Genomic DNA, 16,224 nt, shown 5'->3' with positions numbered 1-16,224 from the left:
GCCGATGCAGTGGGTCGGAAGGTTGTTCTGATCTACTGTGTCCGGCGCCAGCACGGACAGACTTTATGATGCCTTCACTTCGACGCCGTGAACCTGCACCAGCCGTCGGTTGGACAATTCCCACGTGCCGTCGTGTAGCTCTGAAAGCATCGTGCCGGCCCAGTCCGGCTGGCTCATGTCGTAGCCTCCACCAAGCGTGTTCAGCGATGACCGGACGACGCCTGGTCCCACATCGTTGTAGGCATGATCTCGTTCGATCTGGTCGATAACGGTGTATTCGTGAGTACCTTGTGGCTGGAACGGAACCTGCCGCCAGGCAATGACGTATCGATGATCTGTTGCAGCCACCCGCCACCATCGTGAGCTGTGGGTCTCAGATTCGGGGTCAGTGAAACGAATTTGGTCGCCGACTTCGAGGTCATAGAGCGGTTTGCTGAGAATAATATGATCAGTCATGGCCTGAAAGTGTCCGGGGCGAATAGTCCACAGCGTGACAGCTACCTGCCGATGTCGCCCCAGTCCAACACCAATGCTGGTAGCTCGATAATGCCATCCTGATGCGAAGTTGATGCTGGATTCAGGCATGGTTGCAGCATCCCGTTGCGAAGTTGGAATGCCACGCCGTCTGCGTCGCGCAGTATCGCACCGTCGCCCAACCGGTACACCTGGTCTATGGCAGAGACCACTCGTGCCTCGTCTAGTGATTTGATGGCCGCTGCTGCGACGTGGGCGCAATGCTGGCCAAACAGCTTGCTGTTTCCATCGAAGTCTGCTGCGATCTTCGCCGCCCCAACTGTGTGACGGAAGGTCACTTCTTCCACATCATAGACAGCGCTGGCGATGCTTTCGGCAACGTGATCGGGGTAGGACAGTGCTGGTTTTGTCATGGGTGCTCCTAGTTTGCTTGCTGATCTTGTTTTCCCCAGGTCAACACATGGGCTGGCAACACGACGCCGGTGTCGCACCAGTGGTCGGTGGACCCGGTGGCCTCCCAAAGATCAGGCTTGACCTTGTGCAGCACTGAACCGGCGCGATCCATCACCACGCTGCCAACCGGCAATTCTTCAGCCTGATAGAACTCGGTGATCTTGGAGTGGTCGTGTAAGGCAGCTAGTGCGATGGGCGCATTGCTCCCAGCCCAATCCATCTGCTGTTGAATAGCGGCAACAATGCATTTGGGTGGCAGGGGTTGCTTGGTAGATTTGGTGAACAGCATGGCGGAGCCTTTCGTGAAACTCAACGATGGATCGTGTTGCACCTACTGTGTCCGGCATCAACGATGCGAGGTGTTATCGCTGTGTTTCGTAGTGCCGTTGGTCAAGAACCTGTCGTGTCATCATTACCGGCGACCATTCGATGACATCGTGTGTTGGGATGACAAGGTGGGCATCAAAATACGTGGAGTTTGTCGCGTTCACCAGCATCAGCCGTGGATTCTCAAGCGTGATGATGTCACCGTTTCTAGCCGCGTATGTGTCAACCAAAAGAGCTTGCTCGACAGCGGGGTCTGGCACAGGCATGATGCCAGGCTTCCGGTAGATCGCTGCTGACGACGGCAGGTCATCCAGTTTGAGGATGCCGCCGGTCTCTGGGTTGATCAGTCGTGTCCTATTGCGAGAACCTGGCAGTTCGACGGAACGTAAGGTCTGTTCATCAACCAAACCTTGGACACTCCAGTGTGGGGTGACGACTCTGACGTGCTCGTGCATCCGCAGCTCGCCGGGTTTGCATCGCTGCCACGTCTCGTCCTGTACCGTGCTCCCAAACTGCACTTCTTTGATGATCTCAGAAGCCAGTGCTCGAAGGGAGTCGAGTTCTCCGAGACTGCTGGCACCGTCCTGGCCATATTCAGTGCAAATGTTCAGACCGCCATAAGATGCTGATGCTCGGGTCACCATCTCGTGGAGAAACTCGTCGGTCAGATGGTGGCTTATGTCACTCGACATAGTGTGCTCCGTTTCGAGGGGTCGTTCAGTGGTGTGCTATGACTGTGTCCGGCACCGTCGGGACACCAGTGGACGATGACGTCGGGGATCAAACTATGAGCGTGTTGTTCGGTAAACTTCACGACCGCTGCCCTCAGTGGTACATCCTCGACCGGTTGGCACATGGTCGAAACAGCCGATGGATGACATATTGCAATTCGGTCAGCCGGTCGAAGCCGGTGGATGACTCGACCACAGCGCCACACTTGGTGTATTGATACCACACTCGACATCGTTCGAGCATGATCTTTGCCAGCTGGTAGTAGAACCACAGCGCTACCACGGTGACGACGCCCATGAGGTAGGCATGGAGGTAAGTATCCATGGCGGTCATCTAGTTCTCCAAGCAGTCGGTGCAGACGACGAATCCGATGCGGTCGATTTTGATCAGTTTGAACAGCTGTGCTTCAGTGCTGTACTTCTGGCAACTTTGGCAGGCGTAGTCTCGCTGTGCTGCCACATTATTTTCCGGTGCTGCCATGACCACCATCACCTCGTTCGGATGGCTCCAATTCATCAACCTCGACAAGTTCAGGTGTAAGAAACCAGTGGATCACCATTTGGCCGATCCGGTCGCCGACGGCAATCACCAGCGGTTGTGGGTCGGTGTTGATGAGGTTAATTCTCACCTGACCTCGGTAGCCTTGATCGACCGTTCCGGGGCCATTGAGTACGGTGGCACCAAACTTATGAGCCAGTCCGGATCGCGGAGTGATGTACCCGACGGTGCCTGGCGGTAGTTGCACGGCAATGCCGGTGTCGAAAGTGTGGCGCTCAAGCTGTTCTAAAACCATGGGCTCATCGGCATAAAAGTCCAGCCCAGCGTCACCTGCCTTAGCGCGAGTCGGCATGATTGCAGTTTCACTGACTCGCTTGATAAGCATTTTCATACAGGGTACTCCTTGATGGTCGCGGTTACGGTTGTGAAGTGTCCGGTGCGGCTGGTTCAGCGGCGCGGCGGTGTCGCAACTGCTGCACTATTGGTGTGACAACCAGCCAGTAAGCCAGCCACAGCATGGAGAGCGGGAAGGTGAACAGCCAGGCGATCAGCGCCCATTTTGGGATGATGATTGGCCACATTGCCGCGAGTCTCAGTGCTCGACGAATACTTGTCTGCGACACCTTATGTCCGGTGATGCTGCTTGCTGCGATGGTCGCTGCCAGCACCCACAAAAACCCGATCAGCCACGTTTTGAGACTGACGGCAACCAGCAGCACTAAGTACGTGAGGATCACTTCAAGCATGGCCGCTGAGTTCTGGAAACGTCTGATCTACGTCAACGTCGGTGTCAGTTTCGTCGGGCGTTAACGTCATACTTTCCTTCTTCACCGTGAGTTGATGATGTGATGCGCTGCTGTGCTAGGTGATCCATAAGGTGCCCATCGTCTTGGGTGATGCTTGCCGATGGTGTTCGAGCGATGGCAGAGGTCATGCGATCTCGAAAATACTTCAGGACACCGGGATCATCAGAGATCATCACCACCAGTAGCTGGTCTGTCACCTGCTGGGTGCCGGAATACCATCTGACAAGGATCGAGACATCGGGATGATCCGGCCATATTGCAAGCGTTTCGTCAACATCTAAAGCCACCTGAAGCCGGTCAGCTTTCCGATGCTGAATCAGCAACCCCAGACCATAAGTGGCAGTTCCATCTTCGCGTTGTGCGACTTCCAAACCTTCGGGGTGCAATGCGTGGTGCTGAAGAGTCATAGCTTTCCAATCGACAGGCGTCAGATGTTCACCTACACCGTGTCCGGCGCAGCACCATACCTTCGTGTTTCTAGCCCAAAGCAGCGGATAGACTACTGGTGTCCCCTCGAAAAAGGAGCTCCTCGTGAAAGTCCAACAGGTGTTTGAATACGCGCCCACAATGCATCCCAGGCGACTTGTCTCAGCTGGAGTTGGCAACGTACCCGCTGGCTTTCCCTCACCGTCGCAAGATTATTCCGACAACAAGATTGACCTCACACAGCTGCTGATTCGCGACGAACTGTCTACTTTCATTGTGCGCGTGTCTGGGGACTCGATGGAGGGCGCTGGCATCTTTGATGGCGATGAACTGATTGTGGATCGCTCCATCGAGCCGCGTGATGGACACGTGGTGATTGCCGTGGTGGATGGAGAGATGACGGTTAAAAGGCTCCGGGTCACCTCTACCGCGGTGATCTTGCAAGCCGAGAATAGTCAGTATCCCGACATCACGGTGCCAGAGTTGGCTGACCTGGTCATTTGGGGTGTGGCCACCAGGTGTTTGCACAGGTTATAAGACTCTGACGATCAATCAGTTAGCGACTGCTTATCCTGTCCATCTGCCCTGACTATACTGTGGTGTCCCTAGAAAATCTTGGTGGAGGTGCGTATGGAGATTCAGGAAATTTCCGCTGTGACTATCAGGAGCGCCCCTAGCCCAATGCGAGCAGACTCTGTTCCGGCACCGCGCAAGACTGATGGCGAGTCCTATATCGGCTTAATTGATGCCAACTGCTTCTTTGTTTCAGCCGAACGGGTATTTGATCCGACGTTGGTTAACCGACCTGTAGTAGTGCTGTCGAATAATGATGGCTGCTGCGTTGCGCTGTCCCCCGAAGCCAAAACACTGGGCATCAAGATGGGCACACCCTGGTTCAAGCTGGCAGCATCAGCACAGCAGATGGGTCTAGTGGCCAAGTCCTCGAATTACGAGTTGTACGGCTCGATGTCAGAAAAATTAATGTCGGTCCTGGCTCGATTCTCGACCTGGATTGAAGTGTACTCCGTCGATGAGGCTTTCATTGGCATCCGGGGCAGTCTCGATGAGGTGCAATCGCTGGGACGGCGCATCAAACATGAGGTTCTGCGGCTGACTGGACTGCCGGTGTGCGTGGGCATAGCCAAAACCAAGACATTGGCGAAGTTGGCCTGCCTTTCGGCGAAAAAGGTAGACGTTCTCGCCGGTGTCTGCGTCTGGGATCGGGTGCCACAGGCAACCAGAAACCGCATGATGTCGAAGTTGCCTGTCGATGAAATCTGGGGCATCGGACATCGCACCGCAAAGCGTCTCGGGTCCATGGGGATTCTGACGATCAAAGACTTTATCGAGGCCGATCCGGTAGTTATTCGTGAAAAATTTTCTATCGTGCAAATGCGAACCTTGCTGGAGCTGCAAGGTACTCCTTGCATTCCGATGACATATACCGAAGACCCGAAACAGCAGCTGATCTTCTCGCGTAGCTTTGCTGAGCCGGTGACCACCAGAGATGAGATGGAGCAGGTGTTGGGCATCTACGCACAACGAGCCTCGGGTCGCCTGCACCGCCACGGTCGTGAGGCTAAAGTGCTCACGGCTTGGGCTATGACCAGTTTCTTCAATGACGCTCAGGTTCATCGGCCATCTGCCACGGTGTCGTTACCGGGTTACTCTGCCGATCCTGTGGTGTTGACGAAAGCTGCGAAAGCATTGTTACCCAAAATCATAGACGGTGTCAGATACGCTCGCGCCGGCATCATGGTCACCGATCTACGAGATGCTGGGGTGCACCAGATGTTCGATGCATTCGTCTCACCTCACGAGCGTGCCAAGGTCGGCGAATTGATTGAGACAGTTCGAGCCGAGCATGGCACCAATGCCATTGGCCTGGGTCGGGCAGGTATGCGCCGTGGTCCGTCGTGGCAGATGAAGCGTGAGATGATGTCACCTCGCTACACCACCCACTGGGATGAACTGCTCCAGGTCAAGGCTGTCTAGCGGTTCGGCACTCATTGGTTCAGGTCTTGGACGTCTTCGATTCCAGTCAATGCACGCTGTCGTCGTCCAACCTCTAGCGCCACCTGCGAATGCCGATACTTCAAAGGATTCAGGTGCACGTTTGCCCCATGGACGGTCACCAGCATTTCCAGTCTGCGGTGGATTTGTTCAAGACCATCATGGGTTGCACTCACGGCAACCACCACCCAACCAGGCCGTGTATGAACGAAGTGGTCTTGACGAACCAAAGGCAAGCTGGGACGCCGGGGTTTCAACAATTCGCATAGCTCTGCGGTGTTGTACTGCTGGAACGGATATGCGACCTTGATGGCGCGATAGAGGGCGTATGGCTCGTCGTTGCGATAAGCACTTTCGTTGACGTAGGAGACGGCATAGTAGGGCGACGGGGCGTGCAAGATGAGCTCATGGGGTAAGCGCTGTTTGAGGCTCACTTACTGGCCTCCTGTGTGCGTTCCGACCGGCTGGACGTATTTGACACGACCTCGCCATCCGTTGGCGTTCAACGCAACCACCATCCCAACTGTCCAGCTGTCTTGATATGGGGTGGGTGGGCAGTCCACAGCGTTGCCAATGGAGACGTCGAAGTCGCACCCGTAAGTTAATTCGACAGTGCGTCCTGGTCCGTATCGTTTGGGGAAATTTATCAGCACGGTAATGCGGCGATCTTCTTGTCTTTCAGACAAATCACCCAGCATCTCTTCAAGCTCTTCAATGCTTGGGGTGGCGATAGCCTGGTCAAGCGTGGACATAGCCTTTCCTTCTATCAATCAGTCGTATCGTGGCACAGGGGTATTCTTGATCGCAATCCTGGCAGGTGAACAGCTCACGTTCTGCCGCGCAGTCACATATAGGGTCGGGCTGGTGGCCTTCCTAGAATTGCACTGGGTCGGTGAGGTTGATGCCTTTACGAACGCTGTGGTCGGTCAGTGGCATAATCAGACCTTGCGCCCAGACTTCACCCTGAGAAATCCAATGGACGCATCCGGCCTTGCGATTGGCATCAAAGCCTACGGATATAGCTTGCTGGGATCGGCCAGCTCGGGCGTCATTGACGGTCGTGAGCACACGGTATTGCATTCGGTCGTAGACGTTGAGCACTTTAGGTGGTGTCTGACTTGAATCAAAGGCCGTCAGCAGCTTGTCAATATCTGGGTACGTCTGATCAGTGATCACCTCAAAGGTCTGCTCTTGTCCACTGTGATCATCAGCGATGGTGACCGCAGCATCATCAAAGGTTATATCCACCATCGGATACGGTTCATCTTTGACCTTTGTCGCTTCTCGCAACATCAGCTCAATAGCTTTGAGCCCGTCGGTGGTGATGATGCCAAAGTCCTGATCCGGTGCTTGACCGTTGTCCGCTTTAGCAATAGTGGTAGAAGGGTGGGTGCTGACATTAATCTGGATCATTTTGGCGGTATCAGTGGCTTCGATGACCAGTCTGCCGCGCCGTGCCACGACGTGTGCACCATCAATGGGCAGTTCTTTGGCGTTGTTGGGCAGCTTCTTGGCGATGAATAGCACGGCGTTTTTCACGGCGTTATGAAGGTCTCGGGCTGGCAGACAGATGGCTTGGAGCATGGCAATGGGGTCTTTCATGTCGGGTGCTATGGACTACCTTTACTGTGTCCGGCATAGTGCCAGTAGGCGGATTCAGGCGTTGTGGGATAGCTCTTCAAGGCCCATAAACCATGACGTAATCGGCATGAGCCGGGCGTTTTCCATCCGCAGTGTTGCCGCATTTCTGATGGCGGAGTCGCAGTGTTCAAAGGCCATGAAGCTGCCGGCCTTGAGCAGTATCTTCACTTGACGAGTGCCAGCGCTATTGGTTGTCTCGCCAGTTTGATACGTCACAGAACGATGCTGGCTCCATTGCTGAAAGACCAACTCTAAAACCTCCGAGACCTCCTGTGCTGTGTCTGGTGCAAACTCCACCAAGTAGACCCGGCCATACGTGGTGGTTGATCCGGGTTGGGGTTCGCTGGCGTATGTACCCCATCCGTCAATGGTGTCCCCTGGTTCAAAAGGGGTTTCAAGCAGGGCGTTGTTGTGCAAAGATGCCTCTTTCGTGTGCATGTGGTTGGGCAGGGTGCTTTCAGGCGTGCGCGAGCTGCCGACGGTGCGGCAATGAAACGTTCATCCAGCCGTCTAGGGTCCTCGACAGTCGGTGGAGCTCTGCTGGCGCAATGACGTCGTGGTTGATGGTGGATTCCATGCCCAAGGTGAATTGCTCATCTGGTGTGCCGACTGCGGTGCGGTAGGTGACAGAGATCAGCCCTTGATAGCTTGATGCAGCGTGCCGGATAGTCGAGGTAGAGATGGTGAGTCGATTTGAGCCATCGTGCAAACTGATGACGGTCAGTGCGGTTCCGGTCTCAATGTCGAACTGCCGAATATCGACATCAAGGTCATCTTGGCATTGGGTACGCTCAGCCACCATAGAGGTGACCGTGCGCGCCAAGTGTTGCGTTGGGTGCAGTGTCATGTTGAGCACTCCTGGAAGAATATGGTTTGTAAAATGGGTCTGACAGCAAGAAAGGATGCACCCAGGTAATTCCGGGTGCATCCTTGAAGTGTCCGGGGTCAGGCCGTGTGGCGGTCTTGGCCTTTCCGCTTGGCGACGTGATGGTCGAGGACGTCTTGCAACGTGGCGATCATCTGGCCATCTTCGTTGTAGACCGAGCTTGTCCAGTGCCAGTAGCCGTAGGTGCACTTGTAGTAGGTGATGGGCTGCATCGTTCGACCCTGTTCACCCAGAAACAATCGCTGGCCACGTGCATCAGCAAGGCTGTAGTGCTGCTGCTTTCCGCATCGGCACTGTTTGCGCGGCCGTGATTTCTTACGCTTTGACATGGCTTGGTCGCCACCTTCCAGATGATGAGGGTTTGCTGTTCTTCATCAATGTGTCCGGCAGCGACCAAGACCGCGTGTTGTTAGGATTTTTTCTTCCTGGCACCTCGTGCACCCAAGAGGACAACGCCGATCACACCGGCTGCTGCTAGCGCCCAGACTGGGTTGTCGCCAGCCCAGCCCACTGGATCATCCAAGGCCGCTTGAAAGTTGGTTGCTTCGATGTGGTCAGCGTCACGGTCACCGGATTGCTCCTGGGTGGAAGTATCAACAGCGTCGGCGTCGATGCTGGACATAGTCACTGCTGGGTGCGCTGGAGTTTCCTGACATTCGTCGTCAGTTAGGATCGAGGCTGCGACATCGTGCTCGGCTTGATCCATGGTCAGATCGTATTTGCGCTTGACCAAAACGGTGGTGGCGACATAATCGCAGTACAGTCCTTGGTTGGGTGGCAGATAATTGTCGATGTCGGCGTCAGATTTAGATTGGTTCTCTGATGCGATCACCGCCAGCAGGTTATCTTTATCCTGATAAAATTCCTGTTTCATGTCGGCGTCCCAGCTATGTGCACCACTGCGGTTTGCTTCGGCGATAGGGACTACGTGGTCTACGTCAAATGGGGTGCGGTTGAAGTCTGCTGCGTCACGGTCATGTTCAACGAACTCGCCGGTGTATGGGTCTACTGCGGTGCCAAAAATCAAGGTACAGCCGTCGTCGTCGATGACTTGCGATGCAGGCTCGGTGTCGCGGATCAGGATGTCTTGTTGGGTAGTGCAGCCAGTGTCGTCGGCATCAGCCCAGCCACTGGGTGCCCATTCGTCGCGGTCATAGGGCGCATCGACATGTTCTTCGGCAATGGTGATGTCATCGAGCAGGTCGATAGCAAGCTCGCCTTGGGTCGCGTGCGCCGGTGCTGCCACAAGGCTGATCGCGGCGATGATGGTCGTTGCTGCAAAAGTCTTTGAAATGCTCATACACAGACTGTGTCCGGCACTTTGACATCAGGGTAGCTGGTGGCTTCAGGTCGCCGGTTCAAACGGTGCTACGAATAGTCTCCGTTATAGGTTTTCAAAGACGCTAGCCGGTCATACTTGTCGTTGAAATACTGCTGTTCTCGCTGTCTTTTCTGTGACCTGTTCTGTGATCTCTTCTGCAAGATTCGCAATGCTGCATCGTAGGCGACATTTGGCAGGGATCGTACGCTGACGGCTATCAAGTATTCGGTCGCTACCGCGACAGAGAACCGTCCGATACGTCGGCGCAACTGTACTGCTGTGGATTGGTGGAAAACGCTGGTTTTGATGCGCCAAAAGTGCTTAGACGATGGCGGGTCTGGAAGATGGATGGAGTGTTGGTTCATCACAATCGCCTGCATCTTCTTCGAGGTCTGAACCTCATCGCGTCACGCTGTCAGGTTGCGGCACTTGCCAAATATCCACGACCGGATCAGCTTGGCCGCCTGCGAGGTAGTCTGTTTCGTCCAGCAATACCGCGTCGTCGGCTGTGGTGGCAATGTAGTGCTCTTGGTCAGTTCCAGAGTTGCCGGTTAGTTCAGCGACTGCTCCCTTGATTTCTACCGTGGTGCCGGTTGGCAGCTGAAGGTGTCGCACGAGCATGTCGCCAGCTTTGACTTGAGTACGGTTAGTCACCGGAGTCCATGCGTGACCATGGTCTAGCCTGTTCGATGGTGTATTTGCGTACCCTAGCGCCATTTCTGTCCAGGCATCGAAGGATTGCGGCTGTCGAATGGTATGGGTGGTGACTTCCTTGTAATAACCAGCCTCCGGGTCGGCAAAGAATATCCACCCGGTGTTCCAGCACATAACCCAGTGGTGGTGCTCTACGTTTGGCAGCAGTGCCAGTGATGCGGTGTGAAAGATCGTCAAATGTTCATTATCATCGTCCTCCGCCTGTGCCAAGATTGCTCCACCGCGGTCGGTGACCTGTTTGTCGCTTATGGTGGCGATAGCTCCCTGGGTTGCGATCAGTGTTCCGCTGTGCAGCTGTTCGACACGGCGCACTATGTCTCCGGGGATGGCGTCGGATTGCAGTTGAACAAAGCTACTGTCGTGCTCTGTCAGGTGCCTGGGGTGTTGAACTGTTGTACTCATGTACCTACAGTGTCCGGCGCCCCGGTGTAGAGGTCTGTTGGTGTAGCTTGTTCAACGTACCCGCTGTCGATGGGTTCAGTTTCGCCCAACATGGCTCTGACTGCCTGGGCTAGGAAAAATCCGAGGTTGACTGGCACAGCGTTGCCGATCTGACGGTACTGACTACCGATCCCGCCGGCGAAATGCCAGTTGTCGGGGAAGGTTTGAATTCTGGCATACTCTCGAACATTGAGCGGTCGGGTTTCGTCCGGGTGGCATAGCTCGGTCTGCTTCTGCGCCGGAGAACATGTCAGTGTCGGGGATGCTTTCGTCCACGCCAGTCGTCTGGCGATGCTGGTGCGACCTCCTGACCCATAATATGCCTTGCCCAGATAGCTTTTGGCGATGTTGTCTGGCAGGTCACGCCAGTGTCCACCAGCAGGCACCATGTCTAATACCGCGTGCTTGGCTTCAGAATAGGCTTGACCATCGCCTTGTGGTCGGTCGCCGATGGCGTCCTCCAGCGTATAGAGCTGCTGCTGATCCTTCGGGAAGAAAGTGGTGTCCCCGACGTCTGATCTCACACCGACAATGATGACTCGCAACCTGTTTTGCGGTACAAAGTGATCTTGGGATTTCACGATGCGATAGCCGATCCGATAGCTTGCACCGGTAGATGGGTCTTGTATGGCTGAGAGTTCATCCAGCATCGTAACTATGGTTCGGCCTTTGTCGTGACTCAGGAGACCACGCACATTTTCACCCACAAAAACCTTGGGCATCACCTGGGCAATGGCGCGTGAGAATTCAAAAAACATTGTGCCTCGGGTATCGGCTAGCCCCTGACGATTGCCGGCATAACTAAACGCCTGGCATGGGAAGCCACCTTCAACGACATCGACCTGATCGTAAAACGGTGTGAAGTCTATGTCGGTCACATCACCGTGGGTGACCGTCCACTCGGGACGGTTGGCGGCAAGTGTGGCCACTGCATCGTTGTCGATCTCTGACAGCAGCACGTGATCGAACCCTGCATGATCAAAGCCCAACGCGGTGCCACCTGCTCCGGCGAAAAGGCTGATGACGGTGGGGCGTGATAGCGGAGCGGGGTCATGGAGGATTGGGACACGAAATGCGGCTGCGGTTGATACTGCGGTGAGGGTCATGCACCGGTAGTGTCCGGGCTACCCTCTATCTAGTCAGTGGTGTCGCCAGTCCAGTACACCAGCCGGTGCAACTGTACACCCATGCGGCGGTAGTCCGTCAGCACAGGGCCGCGAAGTCGGTGCACCTGGTGAAAATCTGTCCGAAAGAACACACCGTCATCCGATGGCTCGAAGATACCGTGTTGCGCTGTGTTGAGGTCAACTGCTTCAAAGCGACCAGTCATCGCACCACCAGCCAGGCGAAAAGGCCGATCACAAAGTTCAGCGTGATGGCAATAAATGACGCTAAAATACACACGCGAGCTACGAGCTCTCGGATGTCGTAGAGGTTGTCCGATGGCGACAGCTTCAGCCAGACACTGCTAGCGATAGAGGTGACTGTCAAGATGGCGGCGATCCAGAGTATAGGCGTCCATGACGCTGGCGCGTGGCTGATGGCGTATTCCAGTGGTTCGGTGTTCATAGCCTTACCGTGTCCGGCAAAGCTGCTGGAATATATTGGTGTCCCCTATCGCTTCGACTTCTTCGACGACTTTCGCTGCTTCTTCTGCTCGCGTCGGGCTTTGTTTACAGCAGCTTCGACGACATCGTAAATAATCTCTGTGATGGACGATTCCATGTCTTGTGATTCGCCCACATCAGCTCCAGGGTCGATCACGCCGACATATTCAATCTTCTTGGCCAGCACGTTGTGGACCTGTTCGTCAAAGGTGCCCACGGCGACCATGTGGGTGACTTCAACCAGTTTGTCTTGGCCAATACGGTCAGCCCGATCCATGGCCTGAGCGTTGATGCCCGGAGTCCACCAGTGCTCGACGAACACAAGGCGGTGAGACCGGGTGAGCGTGACCCCGACGCCGGCTGCCTGAATGGAGGCAATCAACACATCAATTTGTCCGTCTTGGAAATCATCGACGATCTGACCTCTGTCATCTGCTGAGGTTGCACCGTCAAGCACGTCGATTTCATAGTCGGTTTCGTCCATGAGCGTGCCGTAGAGCTCATTGACGACATCCTGGTGGTGAGCAAAAACAATCAGTGGCGAACTGTCATCTTGTCGCATGAGGGTTTCGATCATCCCTAGAGCGGGCTCAATCTTTGATCGACCTGCCGCCCGGAACATCGGTGACATAATGCCCATGCCAAAACTGTCGGCAAAATCTGCAATGTCGCTGTCATCTAAGACAGCAGCCTCGTGGACACCGCCGAGCTTTTCAATGATGTTGTCGATAACCTCAGCGTGGGCTTTGCGATACTCGGTGGTAGAGACATCAAACAGTCGCCAGTCGTGGGATTTGCCTTGCAGGTGAGGTAGCAGTTCTGCCTTGGTCTTCTTCACCCACAGGGTGTCCATGATGCTGGCAAGTTCGGGCAGGCGTTTCTTAAGTGCTCTTGGATTGCCGAAATTATCTAGGGTGGTGTATCTGTCCATGTATTCGCCATAAGAGCCGAACACTGCCTCCAGCTGGCCGGTGATGGCCAGCAGGTTCGCCATCTCGCCGGGGTGTGATTCGGTTGGTGTTCCGGTCACGGCCAAGCGCCGGCCAACAGGGATTGTACGAGCCAGCTGTCGGGCGGCAATGGATCGCTGTGATTGCCATGTGGAGTATTCGTGTGCCTCGTCAAAGATCATGGCATCTGGGGAGAAGGCATCAATGAGTTCACGCACGTCGTCGCGTTGTAGCAATGATGATGGCACAACTAGCGAACCGACCTCGGGGGCATCAGGTAGCTTGCGTCCAGATGCTATGCGGCGCACCCAGGGACCCGATTCAGCGGCTTTGAACTTTCCGGGCTGTTGGTCTGGATGGGTTGTGGCAAACACTGGTGTCAGCCACTGGTTGATCTCCGAAACCCAGTTCGTTGCCACAATCGGGGGGCACACCACCAGCAGTCGCTGGGTGTCCAATAGATCGACAGCTGCCAAAGCAATACACGTCTTGCCAGCGCCCATATCGTGACACACCAGCTTTCGCGCCCCGGCCACAGCGTAGGCAGAGGCTTGCTGAAATTGTCGCAGAGCGTAGTGCTGTCCGCCAAACCCGTCGCGCTGGTCCCCAAAGACTTCTGCTGCCTCATCTAGCAGTCCCTGATGTTCTTCAGAGGTCATGTCGGCAAGGTCTTGGATCAGCGATGGGTCGTAGTGATCCAGCGGATGGATGAGCATCTGAGCTGCGTCATCGATGATCTGGTCTGCACAGTCAGTCTTTAGCCTTGATCCACCGATGAATAATGTGGTGGTGTCGGCGTTTTAACGTAGAGATGCGTCTTTGACGTGGGAAAATAGTAGGTGTTGAAGCCAATATTTCCCGTCCGAAAGACGCACCTCGTAGATGCTATTTAACCACACCGAAGCTGCTGTGTCGTATTCGTTTGATGAGCCCAATCTCGTGTCTTCGGCTGGGTTGGTCCCTGTCATGCGTTTAGCGCAGCAGGCCGGGCTGGCCCAGTTAGCCCAGCAGATGGTCACAGTCGCCAATACTGGGGCAGATAAAGGCGCCAACGCTGGCGCAAAGATCAGCTCGTTGGTGGCGGGCATGGCTGCTGGTGCCGACAGTATTGATGGCATGGATTTGCTGCGTCACGGCGGGATGACGTCGTTGTTCGATCAGGTGTATGCGCCCTCCACCCTGGGCTCGCATCTACGAGAATATACCCATGGTCATGTCAAACAACTGGCCGCGGTCTCATCACGTTTTCTGGCTAGACTGGGCACCCAGACGCCATTATTGCCCGTTGGTCCGCTAGCTGGTCATGGTGAACACATGGTGTTTGTGGATATCGATGACACCGTCGTCGAGGTCTATTCACCCAAGAAACAGGGTGCAGGGATTGGCTACAACAACACCCGCGGTCTCAACGCGCTGCTGGTGACAGCTTCCACCGCCAAGGCCGCCCCGATCATTATCGGTCAGCAGCTGCGCAAAGGCGCTGCTCATTCAGTGCGGGGAGCCCATAAACTCCTCTCCGATTCGTTGGCGACACTTGGCCGGTTGTCTGGGCAGAATGCTGCGGTGGTGGTACGAGCTGACTCAGCCTATTATTCGGCCAAAGTCGCCAAAGCCGTGCTGGCCAATGATGCCCAATTGTCAGTCACGGTGCCGCTGAACGCCGCCGTGCGAAAAGCTATTGCCACCATTGACCAAACGGCTTGGCAGAAGATCGAGTACACGCAGGCGATCAGGGATGAACATACTCAGCGATGGGTTTCTGCCGCCGAAGTTGCTGAAGTCGACTTCACCGCATTTTCGTCAAAACCAGATGCTGCTGACCACGTCACCGGGAGGTTGGTGGTGCGCAGAGTGCCAGAGAAAAACCTGCAAAAGCTAGCTGCCACCCAAGGCCAGTTGTTTGCCACGTACCGGTATCACGCGTTTTTCACCACGATACCCACCACAGTGCTAGACACCGTTGCCGCAGATAAGAGCCACCGCCAACACGCCATTATTGAACAAGTCCATGCCGAACTGAAAGCCGGGCCGTTAGCCCACATGCCGTCCGGTAGATTTCAAGCCAACGCCGCTTGGTTGGTAGCAGCTACCATGACCCATAATCTGATGCGAACCACCGCCACGATCGTCGGTGGCGCATTGGCCCGGGCACGGGCGTTGAGTATCCGACAGAAAATTATCACCGTCCCGGCCCGGATCGCTCACCGAGCACGCCGACTCATCATGCATCTACCCACCGGCTGGAAATGGGCCAGAGCATTCACCCGACTCTGGAACACCGCCCTATCGCCGCCACCTCAAGAATCCAGGACGTAACCAAGAGCTCTTTGATGGGCACCAGGCCGGGGCAGAAAGGACACCCGGAAAACTCACAGTGGACAAGACCAGAACAGGCTGGCAGACCTCACCCTGCCCAAAACCGGTGACGGACCCACCGAAGAATTTTAGGCAGACGTCCGACTACTCATCGGTGGATCAAGGTTTAGGCCCCGCACCGTGATCCGTTGGCCGTCCGAGAGATCAGTGGCGTCAACGATGAAACAGCCCAGCGGCTTTGACCAGACGGCACCGCGGCCAATATCGGCGGCAACGTCATCGTATCCGGCAAATCGGTGGTAAACCCGGTACGAGCCGCCGCCATGTGGAACTGCGACGGGGTGCCAGTGGTCATCGAGCTCGGTGTCGATGAAAAATCCGAGGTCTTCTAATACATCGTTAGGGTGATCGGTAGTGCCGGTGCCGGTGATAGACCAGGTTTTGTCCTTGGGATTCCAGGTGCGAGATGGCAGGGCTTTGACAGCATCCACAAGGCGTGTCCCGTCCTCGGTTTTGTCGTTGAAGCCAAATGTCACATCGACCCGCGGAATCAGCGGATCGTCGATGAATTGTGCTGTAACCATGTTCTCTACGTTCTCCGGTGGTAGAAAAATCGCCC

The 16,224-nt window shown here is 55.3% G+C and carries 25 protein-coding genes; 3 read left to right on the top strand and 22 right to left on the bottom strand.

Annotation, left to right across the window (positions count from 1 at the left end; translation table 11 throughout):
* Positions 1–63: 63 nt before the first annotated feature.
* The 9 genes from A6F49_RS01990 to A6F49_RS01955 form a co-directional block, all read right to left on the bottom strand.
* Positions 64–456 carry a hypothetical protein gene (locus A6F49_RS01990; protein ID WP_043055560.1) on the bottom strand — a complete coding sequence of 131 codons (393 nt, stop codon included), beginning with the start codon at positions 454–456 and terminating at the stop codon, positions 64–66.
* A gap of 41 nt (positions 457–497) precedes the next feature.
* Entirely contained in the window at positions 498–887 is a 390-nt protein-coding gene (locus A6F49_RS01985; protein ID WP_043055559.1) for a hypothetical protein, read from the bottom strand.
* Positions 888–895: 8 nt separating this feature from the next.
* Positions 896–1,240 carry a hypothetical protein gene (locus A6F49_RS01980; protein ID WP_150119354.1) on the bottom strand — a complete coding sequence of 115 codons (345 nt, stop codon included), beginning with the start codon at positions 1,238–1,240 and terminating at the stop codon, positions 896–898.
* A gap of 49 nt (positions 1,241–1,289) precedes the next feature.
* Positions 1,290–1,946 carry a hypothetical protein gene (locus A6F49_RS01975; RefSeq protein ID WP_043055557.1) on the bottom strand — a complete coding sequence of 219 codons (657 nt, stop codon included), beginning with the start codon at positions 1,944–1,946 and terminating at the stop codon, positions 1,290–1,292.
* A gap of 133 nt (positions 1,947–2,079) precedes the next feature.
* The gene (locus tag A6F49_RS01970; RefSeq protein WP_150119353.1) at positions 2,080–2,310 is read right to left on the bottom strand and encodes a hypothetical protein; all 231 of its coding nucleotides are present in this window, start codon (positions 2,308–2,310) and stop codon (positions 2,080–2,082) included.
* Between the two features lie 9 nt (positions 2,311–2,319).
* Complete coding sequence (locus tag A6F49_RS17955; RefSeq protein ID WP_161485757.1) at positions 2,320–2,466, bottom strand: hypothetical protein; 147 nt, start codon at positions 2,464–2,466, stop codon at positions 2,320–2,322.
* A complete protein-coding gene (gene dut / locus A6F49_RS01965; RefSeq protein ID WP_043055555.1) occupies positions 2,447–2,875 on the bottom strand; it encodes a dUTP diphosphatase in 429 nt (142 codons plus the stop codon). The genes A6F49_RS17955 and dut overlap by 20 nt, the downstream gene beginning before the upstream one ends.
* A gap of 25 nt (positions 2,876–2,900) precedes the next feature.
* Complete coding sequence (locus tag A6F49_RS01960; RefSeq protein WP_043055554.1) at positions 2,901–3,230, bottom strand: hypothetical protein; 330 nt, start codon at positions 3,228–3,230, stop codon at positions 2,901–2,903.
* A gap of 44 nt (positions 3,231–3,274) precedes the next feature.
* Positions 3,275–3,697, bottom strand: a complete 423-nt coding sequence (locus A6F49_RS01955) for a hypothetical protein (protein WP_043055553.1) — start codon at positions 3,695–3,697, stop codon at positions 3,275–3,277.
* A 160-nt stretch (positions 3,698–3,857) separates the two neighbouring features.
* Here A6F49_RS01955 and A6F49_RS01950 point away from each other — a divergent pair, with 160 nt between their 5' ends.
* Together A6F49_RS01950 and A6F49_RS01945 are read left to right on the top strand one after the other, a co-directional pair.
* Positions 3,858–4,253 carry a LexA family protein gene (locus tag A6F49_RS01950; protein ID WP_043055581.1) on the top strand — a complete coding sequence of 132 codons (396 nt, stop codon included), beginning with the start codon at positions 3,858–3,860 and terminating at the stop codon, positions 4,251–4,253.
* Between the two features lie 144 nt (positions 4,254–4,397).
* Positions 4,398–5,711 (top strand): Y-family DNA polymerase, encoded by a 1,314-nt coding sequence (locus tag A6F49_RS01945; RefSeq protein WP_043055552.1) that lies wholly within the window; start codon positions 4,398–4,400, stop codon positions 5,709–5,711.
* Positions 5,712–5,722: 11 nt separating this feature from the next.
* On the opposite strand, the gene A6F49_RS01940 is transcribed toward A6F49_RS01945, so the two are convergent.
* From A6F49_RS01940 to A6F49_RS01880, 12 genes are all read right to left on the bottom strand, one after another.
* A complete protein-coding gene (locus tag A6F49_RS01940; RefSeq protein ID WP_043055551.1) occupies positions 5,723–6,163 on the bottom strand; it encodes a hypothetical protein in 441 nt (146 codons plus the stop codon).
* Positions 6,164–6,481, bottom strand: a complete 318-nt coding sequence (locus tag A6F49_RS01935; protein WP_043055550.1) for a hypothetical protein — start codon at positions 6,479–6,481, stop codon at positions 6,164–6,166.
* A gap of 121 nt (positions 6,482–6,602) precedes the next feature.
* Positions 6,603–7,331, bottom strand: coding sequence for a hypothetical protein (locus tag A6F49_RS01930; protein WP_043055549.1), 729 nt, complete (start codon positions 7,329–7,331; stop codon positions 6,603–6,605).
* 54 nt (positions 7,332–7,385) lie between these two features.
* Positions 7,386–7,787, bottom strand: coding sequence for a hypothetical protein (locus A6F49_RS01925; protein ID WP_161485756.1), 402 nt, complete (start codon positions 7,785–7,787; stop codon positions 7,386–7,388).
* 40 nt (positions 7,788–7,827) lie between these two features.
* Positions 7,828–8,217, bottom strand: a complete 390-nt coding sequence (locus A6F49_RS01920) for a hypothetical protein (RefSeq protein WP_043055547.1) — start codon at positions 8,215–8,217, stop codon at positions 7,828–7,830.
* Between the two features lie 98 nt (positions 8,218–8,315).
* Positions 8,316–8,585, bottom strand: coding sequence for a hypothetical protein (locus A6F49_RS01915; protein WP_043055546.1), 270 nt, complete (start codon positions 8,583–8,585; stop codon positions 8,316–8,318).
* 80 nt (positions 8,586–8,665) lie between these two features.
* A complete protein-coding gene (locus tag A6F49_RS01910) occupies positions 8,666–9,556 on the bottom strand; it encodes an HNH endonuclease family protein (RefSeq protein WP_052499958.1) in 891 nt (296 codons plus the stop codon).
* Between the two features lie 420 nt (positions 9,557–9,976).
* Positions 9,977–10,693, bottom strand: coding sequence for a hypothetical protein (locus tag A6F49_RS01900; protein ID WP_150119352.1), 717 nt, complete (start codon positions 10,691–10,693; stop codon positions 9,977–9,979).
* Positions 10,690–11,838 (bottom strand): DNA cytosine methyltransferase, encoded by a 1,149-nt coding sequence (locus A6F49_RS01895; RefSeq protein ID WP_052499957.1) that lies wholly within the window; start codon positions 11,836–11,838, stop codon positions 10,690–10,692. The genes A6F49_RS01900 and A6F49_RS01895 overlap by 4 nt, the downstream gene beginning before the upstream one ends.
* 29 nt (positions 11,839–11,867) lie before the next feature.
* The gene (locus A6F49_RS01890; protein ID WP_043055543.1) at positions 11,868–12,062 is read right to left on the bottom strand and encodes a hypothetical protein; all 195 of its coding nucleotides are present in this window, start codon (positions 12,060–12,062) and stop codon (positions 11,868–11,870) included.
* Positions 12,059–12,301 (bottom strand): hypothetical protein, encoded by a 243-nt coding sequence (locus A6F49_RS01885; protein WP_043055542.1) that lies wholly within the window; start codon positions 12,299–12,301, stop codon positions 12,059–12,061. The genes A6F49_RS01890 and A6F49_RS01885 overlap by 4 nt, the downstream gene beginning before the upstream one ends.
* 45 nt (positions 12,302–12,346) lie before the next feature.
* Positions 12,347–14,005 carry a DEAD/DEAH box helicase gene (locus A6F49_RS01880; protein ID WP_043055541.1) on the bottom strand — a complete coding sequence of 553 codons (1,659 nt, stop codon included), beginning with the start codon at positions 14,003–14,005 and terminating at the stop codon, positions 12,347–12,349.
* A gap of 166 nt (positions 14,006–14,171) precedes the next feature.
* Between A6F49_RS01880 and A6F49_RS01875 the strand changes: the two genes are divergently transcribed.
* The gene (locus A6F49_RS01875) at positions 14,172–15,605 is read left to right on the top strand and encodes an IS1380 family transposase (RefSeq protein WP_082911529.1); all 1,434 of its coding nucleotides are present in this window, start codon (positions 14,172–14,174) and stop codon (positions 15,603–15,605) included.
* A 128-nt stretch (positions 15,606–15,733) separates the two neighbouring features.
* Here the strand turns inward: A6F49_RS01875 and A6F49_RS01870 are convergent, their stop codons facing one another.
* Positions 15,734–16,189, bottom strand: a complete 456-nt coding sequence (locus A6F49_RS01870) for a hypothetical protein (RefSeq protein ID WP_043055540.1) — start codon at positions 16,187–16,189, stop codon at positions 15,734–15,736.
* Between the last annotated feature and the right edge of the window lie 35 nt (positions 16,190–16,224).

The organism is Enteractinococcus helveticum (assembly GCF_001657475.1).
Taxonomy (GTDB): domain Bacteria; phylum Actinomycetota; class Actinomycetes; order Actinomycetales; family Micrococcaceae; genus Yaniella; species Yaniella helvetica.
This window is presented reverse-complemented; position numbering and strand designations above follow the sequence as displayed.